20 protein-coding genes are annotated in these 20866 nt (G+C 70.9%); 9 read left to right on the forward strand and 11 right to left on the reverse strand.

All coding sequences use genetic code 11. The features are described from left to right. From paaD to paaZ, 5 genes are all read right to left on the reverse strand, one after another. The coding region (gene paaD / locus E1264_RS01060; protein WP_132168586.1) for a 1,2-phenylacetyl-CoA epoxidase subunit PaaD at positions 1–352 on the reverse strand (352 nt) is incomplete at its 3' end. Further along, entirely contained in the window at positions 346–1227 is an 882-nt protein-coding gene (gene paaC / locus E1264_RS01065; RefSeq protein ID WP_132168588.1) for a 1,2-phenylacetyl-CoA epoxidase subunit PaaC, read from the reverse strand. The genes paaD and paaC, both read right to left, overlap by 7 nt. Before the next feature lie 7 nt (positions 1228–1234). Beyond that, positions 1235–1519: a 1,2-phenylacetyl-CoA epoxidase subunit PaaB gene (gene paaB, locus E1264_RS01070; RefSeq protein WP_132168590.1), complete on the reverse strand. Its 285-nt coding sequence runs from the start codon at positions 1517–1519 to the stop codon at positions 1235–1237. Then, the gene (paaA, locus tag E1264_RS01075; protein WP_132168592.1) at positions 1519–2544 is read right to left on the reverse strand and encodes a 1,2-phenylacetyl-CoA epoxidase subunit PaaA; all 1026 of its coding nucleotides are present in this window, start codon (positions 2542–2544) and stop codon (positions 1519–1521) included. The genes paaB and paaA overlap by 1 nt, the downstream gene beginning before the upstream one ends. Position 2545: 1 nt before the next feature. Continuing rightward, positions 2546–4597 (reverse strand): phenylacetic acid degradation bifunctional protein PaaZ, encoded by a 2052-nt coding sequence (paaZ, locus tag E1264_RS01080; protein ID WP_132168594.1) that lies wholly within the window; start codon positions 4595–4597, stop codon positions 2546–2548. A 240-nt stretch (positions 4598–4837) separates the two neighbouring features. On the opposite strand from paaZ, the gene E1264_RS01085 reads away from it, so the two are divergent. After that, positions 4838–5395: a TetR/AcrR family transcriptional regulator gene (locus E1264_RS01085; protein WP_243710692.1), complete on the forward strand. Its 558-nt coding sequence runs from the start codon at positions 4838–4840 to the stop codon at positions 5393–5395. Positions 5396–5425: 30 nt separating this feature from the next. Here the strand turns inward: E1264_RS01085 and E1264_RS01090 are convergent, their stop codons facing one another. The 4 genes from E1264_RS01090 to pdhA all read right to left on the reverse strand — a co-directional run bounded on the left by E1264_RS01090 (position 5426) and on the right by pdhA (position 9150). Next, positions 5426–5620, reverse strand: a complete 195-nt coding sequence (locus tag E1264_RS01090; RefSeq protein ID WP_132168598.1) for a hypothetical protein — start codon at positions 5618–5620, stop codon at positions 5426–5428. A gap of 91 nt (positions 5621–5711) precedes the next feature. Continuing rightward, complete coding sequence (locus E1264_RS01095; RefSeq protein WP_132168600.1) at positions 5712–6995, reverse strand: dihydrolipoamide acetyltransferase family protein; 1284 nt, start codon at positions 6993–6995, stop codon at positions 5712–5714. A gap of 50 nt (positions 6996–7045) precedes the next feature. Continuing rightward, entirely contained in the window at positions 7046–8056 is a 1011-nt protein-coding gene (locus E1264_RS01100; protein WP_132168602.1) for an alpha-ketoacid dehydrogenase subunit beta, read from the reverse strand. Further along, on the reverse strand, positions 8053–9150 hold the full coding sequence (gene pdhA, locus E1264_RS01105) for a pyruvate dehydrogenase (acetyl-transferring) E1 component subunit alpha (RefSeq protein ID WP_132168604.1): 1098 nt from the start codon (positions 9148–9150) through the stop codon (positions 8053–8055). Before pdhA ends, E1264_RS01100 begins: the two co-directional genes overlap by 4 nt. A gap of 109 nt (positions 9151–9259) precedes the next feature. On the opposite strand from pdhA, the gene E1264_RS01110 reads away from it, so the two are divergent. Then, complete coding sequence (locus E1264_RS01110) at positions 9260–9811, forward strand: Lrp/AsnC family transcriptional regulator (protein ID WP_243710686.1); 552 nt, start codon at positions 9260–9262, stop codon at positions 9809–9811. On the opposite strand, the gene E1264_RS01115 is transcribed toward E1264_RS01110, so the two are convergent. Continuing rightward, positions 9793–10410, reverse strand: coding sequence for a LysE family translocator (locus tag E1264_RS01115; protein WP_132168606.1), 618 nt, complete (start codon positions 10408–10410; stop codon positions 9793–9795). The two genes, E1264_RS01110 and E1264_RS01115, sit on opposite strands and share 19 nt — an antisense overlap. A 57-nt stretch (positions 10411–10467) precedes the next feature. Here E1264_RS01115 and E1264_RS01120 point away from each other — a divergent pair, with 57 nt between their 5' ends. Next, positions 10468–11967: a PLP-dependent aminotransferase family protein gene (locus E1264_RS01120; protein WP_132168608.1), complete on the forward strand. Its 1500-nt coding sequence runs from the start codon at positions 10468–10470 to the stop codon at positions 11965–11967. A gap of 73 nt (positions 11968–12040) precedes the next feature. Continuing rightward, positions 12041–13555 carry an MDR family MFS transporter gene (locus E1264_RS01125; protein ID WP_132168610.1) on the forward strand — a complete coding sequence of 505 codons (1515 nt, stop codon included), beginning with the start codon at positions 12041–12043 and terminating at the stop codon, positions 13553–13555. Between the two features lie 81 nt (positions 13556–13636). Here E1264_RS01125 and E1264_RS01130 read toward each other — a convergent pair whose 3' ends face one another. Beyond that, positions 13637–14656 carry a hypothetical protein gene (locus tag E1264_RS01130; protein WP_132168612.1) on the reverse strand — a complete coding sequence of 340 codons (1020 nt, stop codon included), beginning with the start codon at positions 14654–14656 and terminating at the stop codon, positions 13637–13639. 338 nt (positions 14657–14994) lie between these two features. Between E1264_RS01130 and E1264_RS01135 the strand changes: the two genes are divergently transcribed. The 5 genes from E1264_RS01135 (at position 14995) to E1264_RS01155 (ending at position 20760) form a co-directional block, all read left to right on the forward strand. Then, positions 14995–16587, forward strand: a complete 1593-nt coding sequence (locus E1264_RS01135; protein WP_132168614.1) for an ABC transporter substrate-binding protein — start codon at positions 14995–14997, stop codon at positions 16585–16587. A gap of 84 nt (positions 16588–16671) precedes the next feature. After that, positions 16672–17616, forward strand: a complete 945-nt coding sequence (locus E1264_RS01140; protein WP_132168616.1) for an ABC transporter permease — start codon at positions 16672–16674, stop codon at positions 17614–17616. Then, positions 17613–18557: an ABC transporter permease gene (locus tag E1264_RS01145; RefSeq protein ID WP_132168618.1), complete on the forward strand. Its 945-nt coding sequence runs from the start codon at positions 17613–17615 to the stop codon at positions 18555–18557. Before E1264_RS01140 ends, E1264_RS01145 begins: the two co-directional genes overlap by 4 nt. A gap of 74 nt (positions 18558–18631) precedes the next feature. Next, on the forward strand, positions 18632–19642 hold the full coding sequence (locus E1264_RS01150) for an ABC transporter ATP-binding protein (protein ID WP_207935648.1): 1011 nt from the start codon (positions 18632–18634) through the stop codon (positions 19640–19642). Then, positions 19639–20760, forward strand: coding sequence for an ABC transporter ATP-binding protein (locus tag E1264_RS01155; protein WP_132168620.1), 1122 nt, complete (start codon positions 19639–19641; stop codon positions 20758–20760). The genes E1264_RS01150 and E1264_RS01155 overlap by 4 nt, the downstream gene beginning before the upstream one ends. The last annotated feature ends 106 nt before the right edge of the window (positions 20761–20866 follow it).

Genomic DNA, 20866 nt, shown 5'->3' on the forward strand with positions numbered 1-20866 from the left:
GGCCCAGGGTCAGGGGGATGGGGCCGGGCGCGCGATGAGGCGCGGTGTCCGGGGGTGATATTCCGGCGGCCTGCAGCTTGCGGCGGCCCGGCTCGGTGATCCAGTCGGTCGTCCAGGGCGGGTCGAGGGTGGTGCGGATCTGGACGTCGGTGTACCCGGCCTCGGTCAGGCGAGCGCGGAGGTCGTCGCGCATCGCGTCCAGGGCGGGGCATCCGGTGTAGGTCGGGGTGATCGTCACCTCGACGCGGCCGGACGCCTCGCGGACGTCGCGGAGGACGCCGAGCTCGGCGAGGGTGAGCATCGGCAGCTCGGGGTCGGTGACCGTTTCGGCGATCGTGCGGGCCGTCACCATGTCGCCCCCGGGTGGGCGCGGGCCACGCTTTGCAGCTCGGCCAGCAGGTCGGAGAGGGATGCGGAATGCTCACCGTCCCGGCCGGTTAGGGGCGCGGGTGCGGCCGCGACGGGGGCTGGGCGTTGCAGGGTGGACTTCGTGAGGACCTCGTCCAGGACGGTCTCGAACTCCTCGCGGACACCGGAAGGGTCGACGGCCACGCCTGCGGCGGCCAGCTCGCGCTCAACTTGGTGGGTGCTGAACAGTTCGTCTGTGTGCGGCCAGAGCGTGTTCAGGGCATTCTGAGTGCGCTCATGGGAGAGCGGCGTTCCGTCGCCTAGGCGGATCGTCCAGAGGGCGGCGTGGTCGCGGTGGTAGGCGACCTCCTTGACGCTCTTGGCGGCGATCGCGGCGAGCACCGGGTCGCGGGACGTGGTGAGGCGGTGGAGCACCGCGAGGCGCCAGGTCGCGAAGAGGAGGAGGCGGACGGTGGAATGGGCGAAGTCGCCGTTCGGGAGTTCGGCCAGGACGACGTTGCGGAATTCCTCCGCGTCGCGGAAATAGGCCAGGTCGTCCTCGGTGCGGCCCTCGTTCTCGGCGGTTCCGGCCCGGGAGAGCAGAAGGCGGGCCTGGCCCAGGAGGTCCAGTGCGATGTTCGCTAGGGCGACTTCCTCTTCCAGCTCGGGGGCGTGGGTGCACCATTCCTGCAAGCGGTGCGACATGATCAGTGCGTCGTCGCCGAGCATCAGGCAGTAGGCGGCCAGAGCCCGCCGGTCAATGCCCTCCGGGACGGACGTGTCGATACCGGCGAGCGGATCGTGGAAACCGGTGCCGAACGCCCAGCGGGTCTCGTCGTTCTCTTCGGCTATCGCGCCGAGCGCGTTGTCGAACGCCATGGCGGCCTCACATGTGCGGGACGTTCTCAGGAATGTCGTAGAACGTCGGATGCCGGTAGACCTTGTCGCCGCTGGGGGCGAAGAACGGGTCCTTCTCGTCCGGGCTGGACGCGGTGATGTCCCGCGCTTTCACCACCCAGATGCTCACGCCCTCGTTGCGTCTCGTGTAGAGGTCGCGAGCATTGCGCAAGGCCATCGTGTCGTCGGGGGCGCGCAGCGAACCGACATGGACGTGGTTCAGGCCGCGCTTACCCCGGACGAACACCTCGTACAGCGGCCAATCCTTTTCCATCACGCCTCCCTCTCCGCAGCGTGTGCGGCCCTCTTCGCGGCTTCTGCCTTCCCGGCTTCTGCCTTCGCGGCGGCGGCCTTCGCGGCGGCGGCCTTCGCGGCGGCGGCCTTCGCGGCGTGCGCCTTCGCGGCGTGTGCGGCGGCGGCCTTGCGGACCCAGGCGCCGTCCTCGTGGGCCGCGCGCCGTACCTCGATGCGTTCGGCGTTGCAGGGGCCGTCGCCGCTGATCACGCGCTTGAGCTCCGACCAGTCGATCTCACCGAAGTCGTGGTGGCCGCGCTCGTCATTCCAGCGCAGGTCGGGGTCGGGGAGCGTGACGCCGAGCGCCTCCGCCTGCGGGACGGTCATGTCCACGAACCGCTGCCGGAGCTCGTCGTTGGTGTGCCGTTTGATCTTCCACGCCATGGACTGCGCGGTGTGCGTCGAGTCGGCGTCCGGCGGGCCGAACATCATCAGGGACGGCCACCACCAGCGGTTCACCGCGTCCTGCACCATCTGGCGTTGCGCGTCCGTGCCGCGCATCAGCGTCATCAGCAGCTCGTAGCCCTGCCGCTGATGGAACGACTCCTCCTTGCAGATCCGGATCATCGCGCGGGCATAGGGCCCGTAGGAACTGCGGCACAGCGGGACCTGGTTGCAGATCGCGGCGCCGTCCACCAGCCAGCCAATCACCCCGACGTCCGCAAAAGAAAGCGTGGGGTAGTTGAAGATGGACGAGTACTTCTGCCTGCCGGAGATCAGTTTGGCGGTGAGGTCGGGACGATCGGCGCCGAGCGTTTCGGCCGCCGAGTAGAGGTAGAGCCCGTGGCCCGCCTCGTCCTGCACCTTGGCCAGCAGGATCGCCTTGCGGCGCAGCGACGGCGCGCGGGTGATCCACTCGCCTTCCGGCTGCATTCCGATGATCTCGGAGTGGGCGTGCTGGGCGATCTGCCGGATCATCGTCGCCCGGTACGCGTCGGGCATCCAGTCGCGCGGCTCGATGCGCTGGTCGCGGTCGATCGTCTGCTCGAACTGCTCTTGTGTCATGTCACACCTCCTCCGGACCCTCCGGCCGCTTGGCGACCAGGGTCAGGACGTCGTACTTCGCGACGACGGCGCCGTCCTGCCGGGTGACCTCGGTGTCCCAGCGGACCTCGCCGTAGGCGGCGTCCTCGCGCGGGGTGAGCTGCTTCGCGGTGAGCCTCACGGTCAGTTCGTCGCCGGGGAAGGTCGGCGCCAGGAAACGCAGGTTCTCCAGCCCGTAATTCGCCAGGACGGGGCCGGGCTCCGGGTCAACGAAAAGACCGGCGGCGAAGGAGAGCACGAGGTAGCCGTGCGCGACCCGTCCGCCGAAGAACGGATTCGCCTTCGCCGCTTCCTCGTCCATGTGCGCGTAGAAGGTGTCGCCGGTGAATTCCGCGAAATGCTCGATGTCGGCGAGCGTGACAGTGCGCGGACCCGCGACGACCGTGTCGCCCACGCGGAGCTCTTCGAGGTGCTTGCGGAACGGATGCACGTCATCGAGCCGGGTGGACGCGCCTGACGTCCAGCGGCCCGTGATGGCGGACAGCATGGACGGCCCGGCTTGGACGGCGGTGCGCTGCATGTGGTGCATGACGCCGCGCATTCCGCCCATCTCCTCGCCGCCGCCCGCGCGCCCCGGACCGCCGTGGACGAGCGGCGGCAGCGGTGAGCCGTGCCCGGTGGACTCGGCGGCGTCCTCCTGGTTCAGGACGAGCAGCCGCCCGTGCCACGGTGCCGCGCCCAGCACCACCCGCCGGGCGAAGGCGGGGTCGGCGGTGACGACCGAGCCGACGAGGCTGCCCTGCCCCCGGGCGGCCAGCGCGACCGCCTGCTCGGCGGTGCCGTCGTAGGGGAGCAGCGCGCTGACCGGCCCGAACGCTTCGACCTCGTGCGGCTCGGCGCGTCCGGGGTCGTCGGCGCGCAGCAGGACGGGCGACATGAACGCGCCGCGCTCGGCGTCGGCGTCCACGACCTCGACGCGCTCCGGGTCGCCGAAGACGATGCTGCCCGCGTCGAGCAGCGTCTTCAGGCGGCGGCGGACCTCTTCGCGCTGCTCAAGCCCGGCGAGCGCGCCCATCCGGACGTCCGGGCTGGACGGGTTCCCGATCTTCACGCGTGCCAGCCGTTCGGTCGCCGCCTCGGCGACAGCGTCGAGCTGGGCGGCGGGCACCAGAGCGCGGCGGATCGCCGTGCATTTCTGGCCCGCCTTCACCGTCATCTCGGTGACGAGCTGCTTCACGAAGAGGTCGAATTCCGGCGTGCCGGGGGCCGCGTCCGGGCCGAGGACGGAGCAGTTGAGCGAGTCCGCTTCCGCGTTGAAGCGGACGGAGCGCCCGACGATGACCGGGTGGGTGCGCAGCTTGCGGGCGGTCGCAGCGGAGCCGGTGAAGGCGACCAGGTCCTGCTCGGTGAGATGCTCGAACAGGTCGCCGGCGCTTCCGCAGACGAGCTGGAGCGTCCCCTCCGGCAGGATGCCCGACTCGATGATCAGCTCGACGAGGCGGGCGGTCAGGTACGCGGTCTGGCTCGCCGGCTTGACCAGGGTCGGCATCCCCGCCAGGAACGCGGGCGCGAGCTTCTCCAGCGGGCCCCACATGGGGAAGTTGAACGCGTTGATCTGCACCGCGACGCCGTGCAGCGGGGTGCAGATGTGCCGTCCGGCGAACGTCCCGCCCTTGCTCAGCGGCTCGACGTCCCCGTCGACCAGGACGGTGTCGTTCGGCAGCTCGCGCTTGGCCTTGCTCGCGTACGACAGCAGCACGCCGATGCCGCCGTCCACGTCGATCTTCGAGTCGGCGAGGGTCGCGCCGGTGCGGGCGGACAGCGCGCACAGCTCGTCGCGGTGCTCGCGCAGCTCAAGGCCGAGCCGTTTCAGCAGCACGGCACGCTGGTGGAAGGTCAGCTCCCGCAGGGCCGGGCCGCCCACCCGGCGCCCGTGCTCCAGGGCCGCGCCCATGTCGATGCCGGACGACGAGATCCGCCCGATCTCCGCGCCGGTCACCGCGTCGGCGAGCGGGACGCCCCCGTCCACCGGGACCTGCCAGGCGCCGGACACGTAGCTGGCGAGTGGAGCCATCGGGCCTCTCCTCCGCGTCGTCGGCCGACCTGAATTACCGACCGTCCGTTCAGTCAGGATATTACGCCTGACCGGGCCCGTCCAGAAGGCGTCGGCGCTGCGATAATGACCGGCGTGGGCAACGAGCGGGACGGGCGCAACGGCCGTGACGAGGGGGACAGGCGTGACGGGCGCAACCCGCCGCCCGACGGGCAGGCGAAGGCGAGGCGGCGGGGGCGGCCCGGGTACGACAAGGAGTCCCTGCTGCGCGTCGCCGTCAAGGTGTTCAACGAGCGCGGCTACGACGGCACCAGCATGGACGAGCTGTCCAAGCGCCTCGGCATCAGCAAGTCCGCGATCTACTACCACGTGGCGGGCAAGGACGAGCTTCTCCAGCTCGCCGTCGACCGCGCGCTCGACGGGCTGTTCGCCGCCGCCGACCAGGCCGGGGCCGTGGAGGGACGCGCGATCGACCGGCTGGAGCACCTCGTCCGGGCGAGCGTCGCCGTCCTCGTCGCGGAGCAGCCGTTCGTCACCCTGCTGCTACGGGTGCGCGGCAACACCGCGGTGGAGAAGCGGGCGCTGGCCCGCCGCCGGGAGTTCGACCATCTGGTGTCCGGGCTGGTCGCGCAGGCGGAGGCGGACGGCGACATCCGCCCCGACATCGACCCGGCGATCACGGCCCGGCTGCTGTTCGGGCTCGTCAACTCGCTGATCGAGTGGTACCGGCCGCGGCGCGGCGGGGCGGGCGCGGACGAGATCGCCGACGCGCTGTGCAAGGTCGCCTTCGACGGCCTCCGCACCCGACCGCCCGAATAGACCGACCCTCAGAGCCCCTTCTGCCGCGGCTCAACCTCCCGTGGCCTGCCGCTGGCGTTCCGGCGTCCAATACTCGGAGACCTCTCCGGGGTCCTGGGTCGAGTGAACGTACACGCCGTCGCTCGGCTTGGCCGGGTCGTCCGCGCTACCGAGCTTCCAGCCGACGGCGCCCATCACTGCCAGGAGAGCGGCCGCCGACACGGTGATGACCGTCTTCTTCTCCATCACGGCTCCCTCTGCCTTGTGCGCACCTACACCGTTACACGCGCGGCCTCCCCCTTGTATCCGTATCCGGCATCCGGCATCCGGTGTCCGGCTAGAGGTTGGTGAGCAACGTTTCGGGGTGCTCCGTGCAGTCGGCGACGAAACGGAGGAAACCGCCCGCCACCGCGCCGTCGCAGACCCGGTGGTCGAAGGTGAACGACAGTTGCGTCACCTGCCGGGGCCGGACCTTTCCCTTCCACACCCAGGGCTTTTCCGTGACGCGGCCGACGCCCAGCATCGCCGCCTCGGGGTGGTTGATGATGGGGGTGGAGCCGTCCACGCCGAACACGCCGTAGTTGTTGAGCGTGAACGTGCCGCCGGTGAGGTCGTCCGGGGACAGTCGGCCCTCGCGCGCCTCGCCCGTCAGCCGCGCGAGCTCCGCGCCCAGCTCGGCCAGGGTCAGCCGCTGCGCGTCGCGGACGACCGGCACCACCAGGCCCCGGTCGGTCTGCGCCGCGAACCCGAGGTTCACCCCCGGCAGCCGGACGATCTCCTGCCGCTCGTCGTCCACATACGCGTTCAGTTCGGGGAAGCGCCTGAGCCCGGCCACGCAGATCCGCGCGAACAGGGCCAGCATCCCGACGCGCGCGCCGGGGTCGGCCCGCTGGATCTTCTTCTTGAGCTTGACCAGGCGGGTCGCGTCGGCGTCGACCCAGGTGGTCGCGTCGGGGATCTCGCGGCGGCTGCGGGACACCCTGTCCGCCATCGTCCGGCGGACGCCCTTCAGCGGGACGCGCACCTCGCCCGCTTCCGGCTCCTCGGGACGCGCCGCGGCGGCGATCGCGTCCTCGACGTCCTTCCGCAGGACGACGCCGCCCGGGCCGCTCGGGGTCAGCGCCGCCACGTCGATGCCGTGGTCTTTCGCCAGGCGGCGCACGACCGGGGAGATGACCCGGGGCGTCTCGCCGCTCGACGGTGCCGCCAGCCGCCGGGAACGGCGCGTCGTGGTGGCCGCCGTTCCGTAGCCGACCAGGACGTTGCCCGACCCGGCCCGTTCCTCCTCCCGGTACCGCTCGGCCGCACCGTTGTGGGGCTCCGACCCGGTGTCGGGCCCCGACCCGGTGTGGGACGCCGACCCTGTGTGGGGCGCCGATCCGGCAGCGGTCACCGAGATGAGGGGCGCGCCCACGGTCACGACGGAGCCCGCCTCCGCGTGCAGCTCCGCGACCGTTCCGGCCATCGGGACGGGCACGTCGACCGCCGCCTTCGCGGTCTCCACCTCGACGACGACCTGGTCGACCGTCACGACGTCGCCGACCGACACCTTCCATTCCAGGACCTCGGCCTCGGTGAGCCCTTCACCCAGGTCGGGAAGCCGAAAGACCGTCCCGCTCATGCCTGCTTCCTGTGAGGGGGCGACCCCCCGCACCCCCCGGTTCGCTTCGCTCATGCCGCACCGCCCACATTCAGGTACCGCGTGTCCGGCTGGTCGTCGCGCTGGAGGCGGTCCAGGGCGTCGAGGATCCGGTCGACGTCCGGCAGGTGGTGCTGCTCCAGCATCGGCGGCGGGTACGGGATGTCGAACCCGGTCACCCGCAGCACCGGCGCGAGCAGGCTGTGGAAGCAGCGCTCCTGCACGCGGGCCGCGATCTCCGCGCCGACGCCCGCGAAACCGGCGGCCTCGGCGACCACGACGCAGCGGCCCGTCCACCGGACGGACGCGGCGACGGTGGCGTCGTCGAACGGGACGATCGTGCGCAGGTCGATGACCTCAAGGTCCCAGCCCTCGGCCGATGCCGCCTCGGCGGCCTCCAGCGCGACCGGGACGCCGGGCCCGTAGGCGACGACCGTCGCGTCGGCGCCGGACCGCCGGACGGCGGCGCGGCCGAACGGCTCCGTCCGCTCCAGGCGCTCGATGTCCGACTTCGACCAGTACAGCTTCTTCGGCTCCATGAACACGACCGGGTCGGGGTCGTCGATCGCCTCCAGCAGCAGCGAGTAGGCGTCCTCGACCGTCGCGGGTGTGACGACCTTCAAACCCGGCGTGTGCGCGTAATACGCCTCGCTGGAATCGCAATGGTGCTCGACGCCGCCGATCCCGCCCGCGTACGGGATGCGGATGACCAGCGGCAGCTCGACGCGCCCGCGGGTGCGGTTGCGCATCTTGGCGACGTGCGAGGCGATCTGCTCGAAGGCGGGGTAGGCGAACGCGTCGAACTGCATCTCCACGACGGGACGGAAGCCGCCCATCGCCATTCCGACGGCGAACCCGACGATGCCCGATTCGGCGAGCGGGGTGTCGAAGCAGCGGTCGTCGCCGAATTTCGCGGCGAGGCCGTCGGTGATGCGGAAGACGCCGCCGAGCGTGCCGACGTCCTCGCCGAACACCAGGACCCGCTCGTCGCCGTCGAGGGCGTCCTGCAGAGCCGTGTTGAGGGCCTTGGCCATCGTGATCATGACGGCGCCCCCTCGGGGTGGAGTTCGGCGCTGAGCAGCGCGCGCTGCTCGTCGAGCTGCGGGGTCGGGGTGCCGTAGACGTGGTCGAACAGGCCCAGCGGGACGAGGTCGGGGTCGGCGTTCATGCGCGTCCGGAGGTCTTCGGCGAGCTTGTCGGCGTCGGCGGAGAAGGCCGTCACGTCCTCGTCGGTGAGGTGACCGCGCCGCCGCAGATAACTCTCCAGCCGCGGGATCGGATCGCGTTGCCGCCATTCCTCCGCCTCCGCCTCCGTCCGGTAGCGGGACGCGTCGTCGGCGTTCGTGTGCGGCTCGATCCGGTACGTGTGCGCCTCGACGAGGAATGGCCCCTTGCCCGCCCGGGCGTGTTCGACGGCCGCCGACAGAACGGCCAGGACGGCGAGCGGGTCGTTCCCGTCCACCCGCTCGGAGCGCACCCCGTAGCCGATTCCCTTGTAGGCGAGGGCGGGCGCGGCGGTCTGGCGCTCCAGCGGCACCGAGATGGCGTACTGGTTGTTCTGGACGAGCACCACAAGCGGCGCCTTGAACACGGCGGCGAAGTTGAGCGCCTCGTGGAAATCGCCCTCGCTCGTCGCTCCGTCGCCGACGCAGACGAGCGCGACCCGCCCCGTCCCCTTGCGGCGCTCCGCGTAGGCGAGGCCCGCCGCGTGGACGGCCTGCGTCGCGAGCGGCGTGCACTGCGGCGCCGTGTGATGGCGCCGGGGGTCGTAGCCGCAGTGCGAGTCGCCCCTGAGCAGGGACAGCACCTCGACGGGGTCGATGCCGCGCGTCACCAGCGCGACCGATTCCCGGTAGGTGGGGAAGAGCCAGTCGCCGTCGTCCAGGACGAGCGCGGCCCCGACCTGGCACGCCTCCTGCCCGTGGCTGGACGGGTAGACGGCCAGCCGCCCCTGCTTGGTCAGCGCGGTCGCCTGCGCGTCGAACCGCCGCCCGACGACCATCGCCCGATAGGCCCGGCGCAGCAGCTCCGTGCCGGGCACCGGGTAGTTCGTCCGCTTCCGCGCCGCCGCGCCGCTGTCGGTCAGGAACCGCACGGGCTCCGCCGAGGGAAGCAGCGCCTCCGCCCGACCCGTCATCGACCCCACCTCCGCAACTCCATCGATGCTAAAAATATGAACCGATGGGAACAGAAGTCTCAATACCCCGTCAGAAGTCAGGACACTTGGCCCCGACACGGGAGGTTTGATGGACCAGATGTCTTCCGGGGCGCCACTCCCGCCCGGTCTGACCGGACGAACGCCCGCCGCCGGAGGGGCCCCCGCCACCCTGGACGACCTCGACCGCGCGATCCTCCGCGAACTGGTCGCCGACGGCCGCCTGTCCATGCGCGCCCTCGCCGAGCGCGTCAACGTCTCCCGCTCCAACGCCTACACGCGCGTGGAACGCCTGATCTCCGACGAGGTCATCACGGGATTCACCGCCCGGGTGAACCCGGTTCGCGCCGGGCTCGGCACCGCGGCCTACGTCCTGGTCAACATCGAGCAGAACTCCTGGCGGAAGGTGTCGGCCCAGCTCCAGGTGGTCCCCGGCATCGAGCACCTGGCCTTCGTCGGTGGCGACGTCGACCTGATCATGCTGGTCCGGACCCCGGACAACGCCTCGCTGCGCGACATCGTCCTGTCCCGCATCCATACGGTCGAGGGCGTCCGCTCGACCCGCACCTGGCTGATCTTCGACGAGACCCCGCCCGGGTCGGCGGAGGACGGCGACGAGGACGGTCAGGCGGCGACCGCGTAGGCGGCCAGGGTCAGGTAGATGCCGCCGATGGCGTAGCCGTAGCGGTGCGTCGAGCCGGAGCGGCGTCCCAGCCAGCGCCGGGCCGCGCCACCCGCGACGGCGTAGCCCGCGTCCAGGACGAGCGCCAGCGCGAAGAACACCGCGCCGAGCACCATCATCTGCGCCCGCGCGCCCGCCGTCCCGGCGTCGGCGGTGACGAACTGCGGCAGGAACGCCAGGAAGAACAGCGCGACCTTCGGGTTGAGGACGTTGACCACCACGCCGTCCCGGAACACCCGGCGCAGCGGGAGCGGGTCGGCCCCGCCACCGAGGTCCAGTTCCGAACGCCGCAGGACGGTGCGCGCGGCGAGGTAGAGCAGGTAGCCGACGCCCGCGAACTTCAGGACGTTGAACGCGACGGGCGAGGCCGCGATGAGCGCCGAGACGCCGAGCACCGCGAACGCGATGTGCGCCAGCGTCCCTGTCTCGACGCCCAGGGCGGAGACAAGGCCCGCGCGGTATCCCTGGGCCGCGCTGCGGGTCATGATGTAGATCCCGTTCGGGCCGGGGATCACGATGAGCGCGATGGACGCCGCGGCGAAGGCGAGGAGGGTGTTCATGGCTGTTTCGCTCCCTGGATCGGCCGCCCGCTGCGGCGTTACGGCTAGCCTGACGCCATGAACGCGGGCGAACCCGGGCCAATCGGGCCGCAGGTGGACCGCTTTCCCGACCCCTCCGGCCGGCCGCGCGAACCGGCCGAGCTGGCGGAGATCCTGGGCGACTGGATGAGCGGGCCCGGGCCGCTGTACCGGAAGCTCGCCGCCGCCCTCCAGCGGGCGGTGCACGACGGGTCGCTCGAACCCGGCGAGCGGCTGCCGTCCGAGCGCGCCCTGGCGAAGGCGCTGGTCGTCAGCCGGGCGACGGTGGTGACCGCGTACGACGAGCTGCGCGGGCTCGGGATCGCCGACAGCCGGCGCGGCAGCGGCACCCGGGTGGTGCGGCAGCCGGGCTCGTCCCGCCCGGGCGCGGACGGCCGCGTCCCCGGCGGACGGGCGGCGTCGATCATCCAACGGTTGATCGACGGCCCTGCCGGCGTGATCTCGTTGCGGCACGCCATGGAGGGCGCGGTGCCCGAACTCGGCACGGAACTCGCGGCGCTCCTCGCCGAGGACCTCCCCGCCCTGATGCGGGACACCGGCTATCACCCCAGCGGGCTGCCCGCGCTGCGGCAGGCCGTGGCCGCCCGCCTCACCGCCGCCGGGCTGCCGACCGCGTCCGAGAACGTGCTGGTCACGACCGGGGTCACCCAGGCGCTGGCGCTGGCCGCGCAGATGTACCTGCGGCGGCGGTCGGTCGTCGTCGTGGAGGCCCCCGGCTGGCCCGGTTGTTTCGACGTGTTCCGCGCGGCGGGCGCGCGGCTGGTCGGGGTGCCGATCGACGACGACGGCATCCGCGTCGACGAACTCGCCCGGACGTTCGCCGAGCACCGTCCCGACCTGCTGTACGTCATGCCGACCGTCCACAACCCGACCGGCGCCCTCATGTCGGAGGGACGCCGCCGCCGGGTCGCGGAGATCGCCGCCGAGCACCGCGTGCCGGTCCTGGAGGACAACGCGTACGACATCGGCGGCGCGTCCCGGCCGCCGCCGATCGCCGCGTACGCGCCGCGGGGCGCCGAGGTCCTGTCCGCGGACTCGCTCGCCAAGTCGGTGTGGGGCGGGCTGCGCACCGGCTGGGTCCGCGCCCCGGCCGGGACGATCGAGCGGCTCGCCCGCCACAAGGCCCTGGCCGACCTCGGCAGCCCCGTCCTCGACCAGGCGCTCGCCGCCCGGCTGCTGCCCCGCCTCCCGGAGATCGCGGCGGCGCGCGGCGTCGTCCTGCGCGACCGCCTCGACCACCTCACCGCCCTCCTGGCCGAGCACCTGCCCGAGTGGCGCTTCCAGCCGCCCGCCGGCGGATCCGCCCTCTGGATCGAGCTGCCCGGACGCGACGCCCGCGCGTTCGCGCAGGTGGCGCTGCGGTACGGCGTCGAGGTCGTCCCGGGCGCGACCATGGACCCGACCGGCGCGCACGACGGCTACCTGCGGCTGCCGTTCACCTTCCCCGCCGACGTCCTCACCGAGGTCGCCGCCCGCCTCACCGCCGCCTGGGCGGACCTCACCGGCCGCCCTGCCTAGCCCCTCCCGAAGACCGCGAAGAAAGTTTCTGGTAGATCGATGAGTTCTCGCGGCGGCGCCGGTCTATCCCGGCATGACGACTACACCGGAACCCCCCGCTGCTAAGACCGACGCGCTTGCGGCGACCTCCGAGCGCCGCCGCACCCCCGCCGTGATCCGCCTGCTGGTGCTCGCGACGTTCGTGGTCATCCTCAACGAGACCATCATGATCAACGCGATCCCGCGGCTGATGGCGGACATGAACATCACCGAGCAGGCGGCGCAGTGGCTGTCGACGGCGTTCATGCTGACGATGGCGGCGGTGATCCCGGTGACCGGCTGGTTCCTGCAGCGGGTGACCACCCGCAGCGCCTACGCCACCGCGATGGGCGTCTTCCTCGCCGGGACCGCGCTCGCCGCGGTCGCGCCGGTCTTCGAGGTGCTGCTGCTGGCGCGGATCGTCCAGGCGTCCGGCACGGCGGTGATGATGCCGCTGCTGATGACGACCTTGATGACCGTGGTCCCCGAGCGCGACCGCGGCCGGGTGATGGGCACCGTGACGATGGCGATCTCGGTCGCCCCGGCGATGGGCCCGGCGGTGTCCGGTTTGATCCTGGAGCTCGGCTCGTGGCGGCTGCTGTTCGCCGCGGTGCTGCCGATCGCGGCGCTGATCGCCTGGCGCGGGCTCGCGCAGCTGGAGAACGTCGGGGAGCCGCAGCTCAGCACCATCGACTGGTTCAGCGTCGGCGCCGCCGCCCTCGGGTTCGGCTCGCTGGTGTACGGGCTGAGCAGGCTCGCCGAGGGCGAGAAGCTGGTCCCCGCGTCGATCGTGCTGTTCGGACTGGTCACGATCGCGGTGTTCGCCGTCCGGCAGCTCCGCCTGCAGCGCCGCGACGTCCCCCTGCTGGACCTGCGCATCCTCCGCCACTCCACCTACGCGCTCTCGCTGCTCCTCATGTCCCTGGGGTTCATGGCGATGATGGGCTCGATGATCCTGCTCCCGATCTACCTGCAGAACCTGCGCGGCCTCACCCCGCTGGAGACCGGGCTGCTGGTGATGCCCGGCGGGCTGGCGATGGGCCTGATCGGCCCGGCCGTCGGACGCCTCTTCGACCGCTTCGGCGGCCGCAAGCTGATCATCCCCGGGTCGGCCGGCATCGTGCTGGCGCTGGCGGGCCTCACCCAGATCTCGACGGCGATGCCGTTCTGGCAGGTGCTCGGCCTGCACGCGCTGCTCATGATCTCGCTGGCGGTGGCGTTCACCCCGGTGTTCACCCTCGGCCTCGGCGCGCTGCCGGCCCACCTGTACTCGCACGGCAGCTCGATGCTGGCCACGCTCCAGCAGGTCGCGGCGGCCCTCGGCACCGCGCTGGTGGTGACCGTGATGTCCGGCCGGGCCGGGTCCCGGATCGCGGACGGCGCCGCCCAGGCCGTCGCCCAGCTCGACGGGATGCGGCTGGCGTTCATCGTCACCGCCGCGCTCGCCGTCGTGATGGTCGGCATCGCGTTCCTGCTGCCCAAGCACGTCACCCCGGCGGACGAGCCCGAGACCCCCGGCCCCGTCGAGCACCGCACGGCCGACGACCTGGCCCTCGAACCGGTCGGCTGAGAATCGGAGATCGACAGACCAGGCCGCGGGCCCGGTCGTCCGGCCGAAAGGCCCGGCGGCCGGGCCCGCGGGCCGTGAAGATCACGCCTTCGGGCGGACGGCCGCCTGGACGAGGTCGACGAGGTTGTAGCCGAGGAGGCCGGCCACGTCGGTCAGCCCGGGGGTGCTCAGGAGGGCGTTGGCGTCGGCGGTGTCGAGGCTGCGATGCCAGCGGGTGTCCTCCTTGGGCTTCTCGTCGTTCCAGTACGCCCGCGCGGCCCGCACGAACTGCTCCGCCTCCGCGCGCACCTCGCCGTCGAAGCGTTCCATGTGCTTCTCGACCTGCGCCTTGCCCACGTAGGGGACGAAGGAGCTCCAGTTGCCGCCGGTGTCATGGAGGACGGAGGCGTCCGGCGCGGCGTTCAGCGGCAGATGCAGGAAGCCGCTCAGGCGCTCCAGCGACCGTTCGGTGTCGGCCATGTAGTCCTCGTAGCGCATCACCAGCTGCGGCAGGCCGTAGGTGTTGGCGGTGCGGACGGCGTCGACGTAGGTGTCCCGCCAGACGCTCGCGCCCTGCCACAGCGCCTGGCCCGTCCGGTTCCGGTGGCTGATCGCGTACGCGATCGGGTTCCGCGCCGTGACGATCACGTTCAGCCGGGTGCGGTCCGCCGGGTCGGCCTGCTGCTGCGCGATGGCGAGCCGCAGCCACGTGACGTACTTGCTCCCGTCGATGACCACCGAGGCGTTCAGCGACCGGGCGAGCCGCCGGTGCATGCCGAGGATGTCGTCGTAGGTGACGCGGTCGCGGAGCTTCGCGGTGAAGTGGGGGCATTCCTTGCCGAGCACGGAGCAGGGCCCGCAGTTGCGCGCCGCGGTCTTGTGGCTGAGGCCGGGGAACTGCGTGAGGTTGTTCAGCTCGCCGACGTAGTGGGCGCCCCCGATCCGGGTGGTCATGGCGCGCCCGATCAGCGTGGATCCCGAGAACAGGGTCCCGATGACGAACGCGGACGCCGGAGCGGGGGCCGGTGCCTTGGGCCTCCTGGACCGGATGCGCGTGCGCCTGCCCGCGTGCGCGGGGCTCTCATCGGCGTGCGCGGGACTCTCGCTGGTCTCAGCGCTCACGTTCACGTCCACCGTGCGATCCCCCATCACCCGACAGACCGGACCGATACCCGACAGACCGGGCCGATCAAGGTTACCGGACGAAGGATGGACGTCCTTGACTGGCAAGCATACGTATGTTCTCATTCATCAGACAAAGTACGAACTGGCAGTACGGACCTACCCCCAGGCAGCCCCGCGCAGGAACCCTGCGACCACCGATTCCGGGCCCGTCACCTCCGAACGCAGGAACCCTGCGAGCGATCGGGCCCCCGGACGTCCACCCCAGCTGATTCACCGGAGGGCGAGGACCAAGCCCCGTTTCACCAACACCACATTCTGGTTCGGAGGACCCCCAGATGCGGAAACAGCTCTTCGTTGCGGCTGCCGCAACATTCCTGATGATCGCGAGCGCGTGCAGCGCCGACAACGATGATCCGAACGGCGGCGGCGGTGGCGGCGGGGGTGCGGCCAAACCGAAGCAGAATGTCGCGTGCCCGCCCTTCGACGAGGCGGCGATCGACAGGAGCGCGACGTTCACCTGGATGTACAGCGTCGCCAACACGAGCTTCGACCCGGACAAGATCACCACCAGCAACAGCTGGATGTATCTGTATCCGGTCTACGACACGCTCGTCCGCATCGACGCCAACGGCGAGCCGACGCCGATGCTGGCGAAGAAATGGGAGATCACCGACGGCGGCAAGAGCCTGACGCTGAATCTCATCGACAACTGGAAATACCACGACGGCACCGCGTTCGACGCCGCGTCCGTCAAGGCGAACATCGACCGGCACCGGAGCGGGAAGAGCTTCAACAAGCAGGCGCTGAGCGACGTCACGGGGGTCGACGTCGTCGACGCGTCCACGGTGAAGGTGAACACCAAGAGCGGCGCCGCCCCGCTCATCGGCATCCTCTCCAGCTCGGCGGGGATGATGATGAGCCCGAAGGTGTTCGACGACCCGGGCCAGGCGAGCAAGCCCACCGGCGGGTCCGGCGCCTTCAAGGTGACCGCCTACGAGCCCAACACCAAGGTCGAGTACACGCCGGTCCCCGGATACTGGGACCCGAAGGCCGTCAACGTCGCCAAAATGGTGTTCCTGATCTCCAGCAACGACAATGCGCGGCTGAACGCCACCATCACCGGAACGGCGGACGCCACATTCCTGCGGTCCAGCATGTACCAGCCGGCCAAGGACGCGAAACTCGCCGTCTGCCAGAAGCCGAGCCTGGCGAGCTTCACCATCGCCGTGAACACCGGAAAGGCTCCCTTCGACAAGAAGGAAGTGCGCCAGGCGCTGAACTACGCGATCGACCGGAACGCGATCAATGAGCTGCAGGGCGGGTTCTGCCAGCCCGGCGTGCAGATGTTCCCGAACAACTACTACGCGTCCGACCCGTCGCTCGGTCCCGACGCCTACCCGCACGACCCCGGAAAGGCGAAGGAACTGCTCGCCAAGGCGGGCGTGACGAACCTTTCGTTCACGCTGGAGACCGACAACCTCGACGCCTACCAGCGGGTCGCGGAGCTCATCCAGGCGAACCTCCAGGAGGTCGGCGTCAAGATGACGATCCGTCCCGTCGAGCTGCCCAAGCTGATGGAGGGCTTCTCGGTCAACAAGAACGTCGACGCGATCATGGTGCAGCAGAAGGCGGACGCCGACCCGAGCATCCAGATCGCCTCGTACTACCTGCCCGACGGGTTCAGCAACCCGGGCGCGTACTCGAACCCGGCGATCACCGACCTCGCCACCAAGGCCAAGGGCGCCAAGGACCGGAACGCCGCCAAGAGCATCTACCAGCAGCTCTTCAAGGCGGCCCACGACGACGCGGCCCAGCCGATCACGCTGTGCCACCTCAACACGCCGCTCGCGATGAACAACAAGGTCATGGGCGTCGAGGTCTACGTGGACGGGTCCCGCCAGTTCCGCGGTGTCGCGGTCAAGAAGTGACCACCACTCGCCCCTAGGCGGAGCGGGTTCCAGCCGGAGCACGGGGCCGGCTGGGACCCGCTCGAACCAGAACGGAGGATCGGCGTGCTGCGGTTGCTGTGCGTGCGACTCCTGGCGATGATCCCGTTGCTGGTCATCGTCAGCTTCCTGATCTACAGCCTGATCGCGCTGGTGCCGGGCGGTCCGGAGGTGGCGCTGGCCGGGAGCAACCCGACGCCCGAGCGGATCCAGGCGATCCGCGAGGAGCTCGGCCTGGACGAGCCGTTCCTGATCCAGTACTGGAACTGGCTGACGGACGTCCTGCACGGCGACCTCGGCAACTCGTTCGTCGACGACCAGAGCGTCTGGTCGGCGGTCGCCGCCGGGTTCCCGGTGACGCTGTCGCTGGTCGTCATGACGCTGCTCATCGCGGCCGCGGCGGGGCTGGCGCTCGGCCTGGCCGCGGGCCTGCGCCCCGGCAGCTGGATCGACCGGCTCTCGACCGTCACCGCCAGCGCGTTCATGGCGCTGCCGTACTTCTGGGTCGGCATGATGCTCGTGCTGGTCTTCGCGATCCAGATGCGGGCGCTTCCGGCCGTCGGCTACGTGCCGTTCGCCGAGAGCCCGCTGGACTGGTTCAGCCATCTGCTGCTCCCGGCCGTCTCGCTCGCGACCGTCCCGACCGCGGTCGTCGCCCGGCAGACCCGCGCGGCCGTGACCTCGGTGATGCAGGAGGACTACATCCGGACGGCCAAGGCCAAGGGCCTTCATCCGCGGCGGGTGGCGGTCAAGCACGTGATGAAGAACGCCGCCGTTCCCGTGGTCACGGCGTTCGGCGTCGAGGCGAACCGGCTGATCGGGGCGACCGTCGTCATCGAGCAGCTGTTCGCGCTGCCCGGGGTCGGGAAGCTCGCGTACTTCTCGGTGTTCTCCCGGGACTTCCCGATGGTGCAGGGCATCCTGCTGATCACCGCCGTGCTGATCATGCTGGTCAACCTCGCGGTCGACCTGTCGTACGGCTACTTCAATCCGAAGGTCAAAGTGTCATGACCCAAAGTGACAGCGTCGACCTCCGCAAGACGGCCACCGAATCGGCCACCGCACCGGCCACCGTGCCGGTCGAGGACGGCGCCGACCTCGTCGGGCACGTCTCCCGCGGGCGCGCCACCCTGCGCCGGTTCCGCGCCAACAAGTCGGCCGTCATCGGCGCCGGGCTGCTGCTCCTGATCATCGTCGTGACCGCGGCGGCCCCGCTCATCGCCCCCTACGGGCAGGCGGAGGTCAACATCAGCGACCGGCTGTCCGGGCCGACCGGGGAACACTGGCTCGGCACCGACGCGCTGGGACGCGACACGCTGAGCCGCCTCATGTACGGCGGGCGCGTGTCGCTCGCGGCGGCCGGGCTCGCCGTCCTGATCGCGACGCTCATCGGCCTGCCGCTCGGGCTCATCGGCGGCTACTTCGGCGGGATCGTCGACTGGTTCCTGGACCGGGCCGCGGACGTGCTCATGTCGTTCCCCGCGATCGTCCTGACCATCGCGATCATCGCGGCGGTCGGGCCGGGGCTCACCACCGCGATGGTGTCCCTGGGCATCGTGTACGCGCCGCGCATGTACCGCGTGGTCCGCGGCAGCACGATCGAGGTCCGGCGCGAGGTCTACATCGAGGCGTCGACCAGCATCGGGACGCCGAGCCTGATGATCCTGCGGAGGCGGGTCCTGCCGAACATCCTGCCGGCGACGCTCGTGCAGCTGTCGTTCCTGCTCGCGTCCGCGCTGCTGGCCGAGGTGACCGTCAGCCTGCTGGGCCTCGGCGCGCTGCCGCCGACGGCGAGCTGGGGCAGCATGCTCGGGCAGGCGTTCCAGGAGATGCGCAGCCAGCCGTCGCTCGCCGTCTATCCCGGGATCGCGATCGCGATCGCGACGCTGTGCTTCAACCTTGTCGGCGACGGCCTCCGCGACGCCTTCGGCCGCGAGACGAGGAAGGCCTGATGACCGGAGCGAAGCGAGGATCTTCGGGCCTTCCCCCTCGGGGGCCTGGGGGGCGTTCCCCAGAAAGGCAGGGCATGAGCATGGGGAAGAGCGAAGGCGACCGGCTGTTGCAGATCGAGGATCTGCACGTCGACTTCCTGACCGATCGCGGGTGGACGAACGTCGTCGCGGGCGTGTCCTTCGACGTCGGGCCAGGCGAGATCGTGGGCCTGGTCGGCGAGTCGGGGTCGGGCAAGAGCGTCACGAGCCTGTCGGTGCTGCGGCTGCTCCCGGACGGGTACGCGCGCACCCCGTCCGGCCGGATCCTCTACCAGGGCCGCGACCTGATCGGCATGCCCGCGCGGGCGCTGCGCGACATCCGCGGCAACGAGATTTCGATGATCTTCCAGGAGCCGATGACGAGCCTGAACCCGGCGTTCACCATCGGCGACCAGATCGCCGAGGTGTACCGGCGGCACAAGGGCGGCTCGCGGCGCGCCGCGTTCGCCCGCGCGGCGGAGATGCTCGACCTCGTCGGGATCCCGGACGCGGGCAGCCGCGTCAAGGACTACCCGCACGAGTTCTCCGGCGGGATGCGGCAGCGGGCCATGATCGCGATGGCGCTGGCCTGCGAGCCGAAGCTGCTCATCGCGGACGAGCCCGCCACCGCCCTCGACGTGACCGTCCAGGCGCAGATCGTCGCGCTGCTCTCGCGGCTCCGCGACGAGACCGGCTGCGGCATCCTCTTCATCACCCACGACCTCGGGCTCGTCGTCGAGCTGGCCGACCGGGTCGTCGTGATGTACGCGGGCGAGGTGGTGGAGACCGCGGACGCGCTCGACCTCTACAACGCGCCGAAGCATCCGTACACGGCGGGGCTGCTGAGCGCCATGCCGCATCTCGGGGTTCGCGGGAAGGAGCTGCCGACGATCCCCGGCCGCACCCCCGAGCCGTGGCGGATGCCGGAGGGCTGCAGGTTCAGCCCCAGGTGCGGGTACACGAGCGACGAATGCGTGGCCGCGCCGCCCGCGCTCCGGATCGTCGAGGCAGGCCGCAGCGCCCGCTGCTGCCGAACCGAGCAGTTGCGTTTGGTGGGTTCCCCATGAGCATCAAGAAGGTCAGTGCGGACGCGCCGGGGACGACCTCTGAGCCGGGGGTCGAGTCCGAGCCGGTGACGGCGTCCGAGCCGGGTTCCGCGTCCGCGGGCGGGCCGCTTGTGGACGTCCGCGACGTCAGCGTCGTGTTCCGGAAGAAGCGGACGCTGGCGGCGGCGCGGCAGGTGCGCGCGGTCAACGACGTCACCTTCCACATCGACCAGGGCGAGACGTTCGGGCTGGTCGGCGAGTCGGGGTCGGGGAAGTCGACGACCGGGCGGGCGCTGCTGAAGCTGGTGCCGACGGTGAGCGGGTCCATCAGGGTGGCCGGGCATGACGTCACGTCCCTGCGCGGCAGTGCCCTGCGCAAGGCGCGGCGCAGCATGCAGATGGTGTTCCAGGACCCGTACTCGTCGCTGGACCCGTCGTCCACGGTGGCGGCGAGCATCGCCGAGCCGCTCGTCGTCCACGAGAAGCTGTCGGCGAAGGCGGCGCGCAGCCGGGTGCACGAGCTGATCGAGATGGTCGGGCTCCGCGCGAGCTACGCCGACCGGTACCCGTACGAGTTCTCGGGCGGGCAGCGGCAGCGGCTCGCGATCGCGCGGGCGATCGCGCTGAACCCGCGGTTCGTCGTCTGCGACGAGGCCGTGTCCGCGCTGGACGTCTCCACCCAGAACCAGGTCATCAACCTGCTGGAGAGGCTGCGGTCGGAGTTCAAGCTGACGTACCTTTTCATCGCGCACGACCTGGCGATCGTCCGGCACATCTCGCACCGGGTCGGGGTCATGTACCTCGGCCGGATCGTGGAGACCGGCCCGGCGGAGCGGGTCTACGGCGCGCCGGCGCATCCGTACACCCAGGCGCTGCTGTCGGCGATCCCCGACCCGCGCCGGGAGTCGGAGCGGATCGTCCTGGAGGGGGATCTCCCGGACCCGGCGAAGCCGCCGGTGGGGTGCCCGTTCCAGACGCGGTGCAGGTTCGTCATGGACGTCTGCAGGCAGCGGATGCCCGAGCACACCGCGGTCGAGGGCGGCGGGGAGGTCGCGTGCCATCTGCAGACGAGCGGCCCCACGCTGGCGGGCTCGCCGCTGCACGATCTCGCGCCGACCCGTGTCGCGGCGGCGCCATGAGCGTGTCGCGGTGGTGCCATGAGGGTGCCTTGCCCCGTGACCTGACCCACATTGACCGACATATACTGGCAGACGTAATCTGTAGTACGTCAGACAAAAGTGAAGG

The sequence above is a fragment of the Actinomadura sp. KC216 genome, from assembly GCF_004348535.1.
Classification (GTDB): Bacteria; Actinomycetota; Actinomycetes; order Streptosporangiales; family Streptosporangiaceae; genus Spirillospora.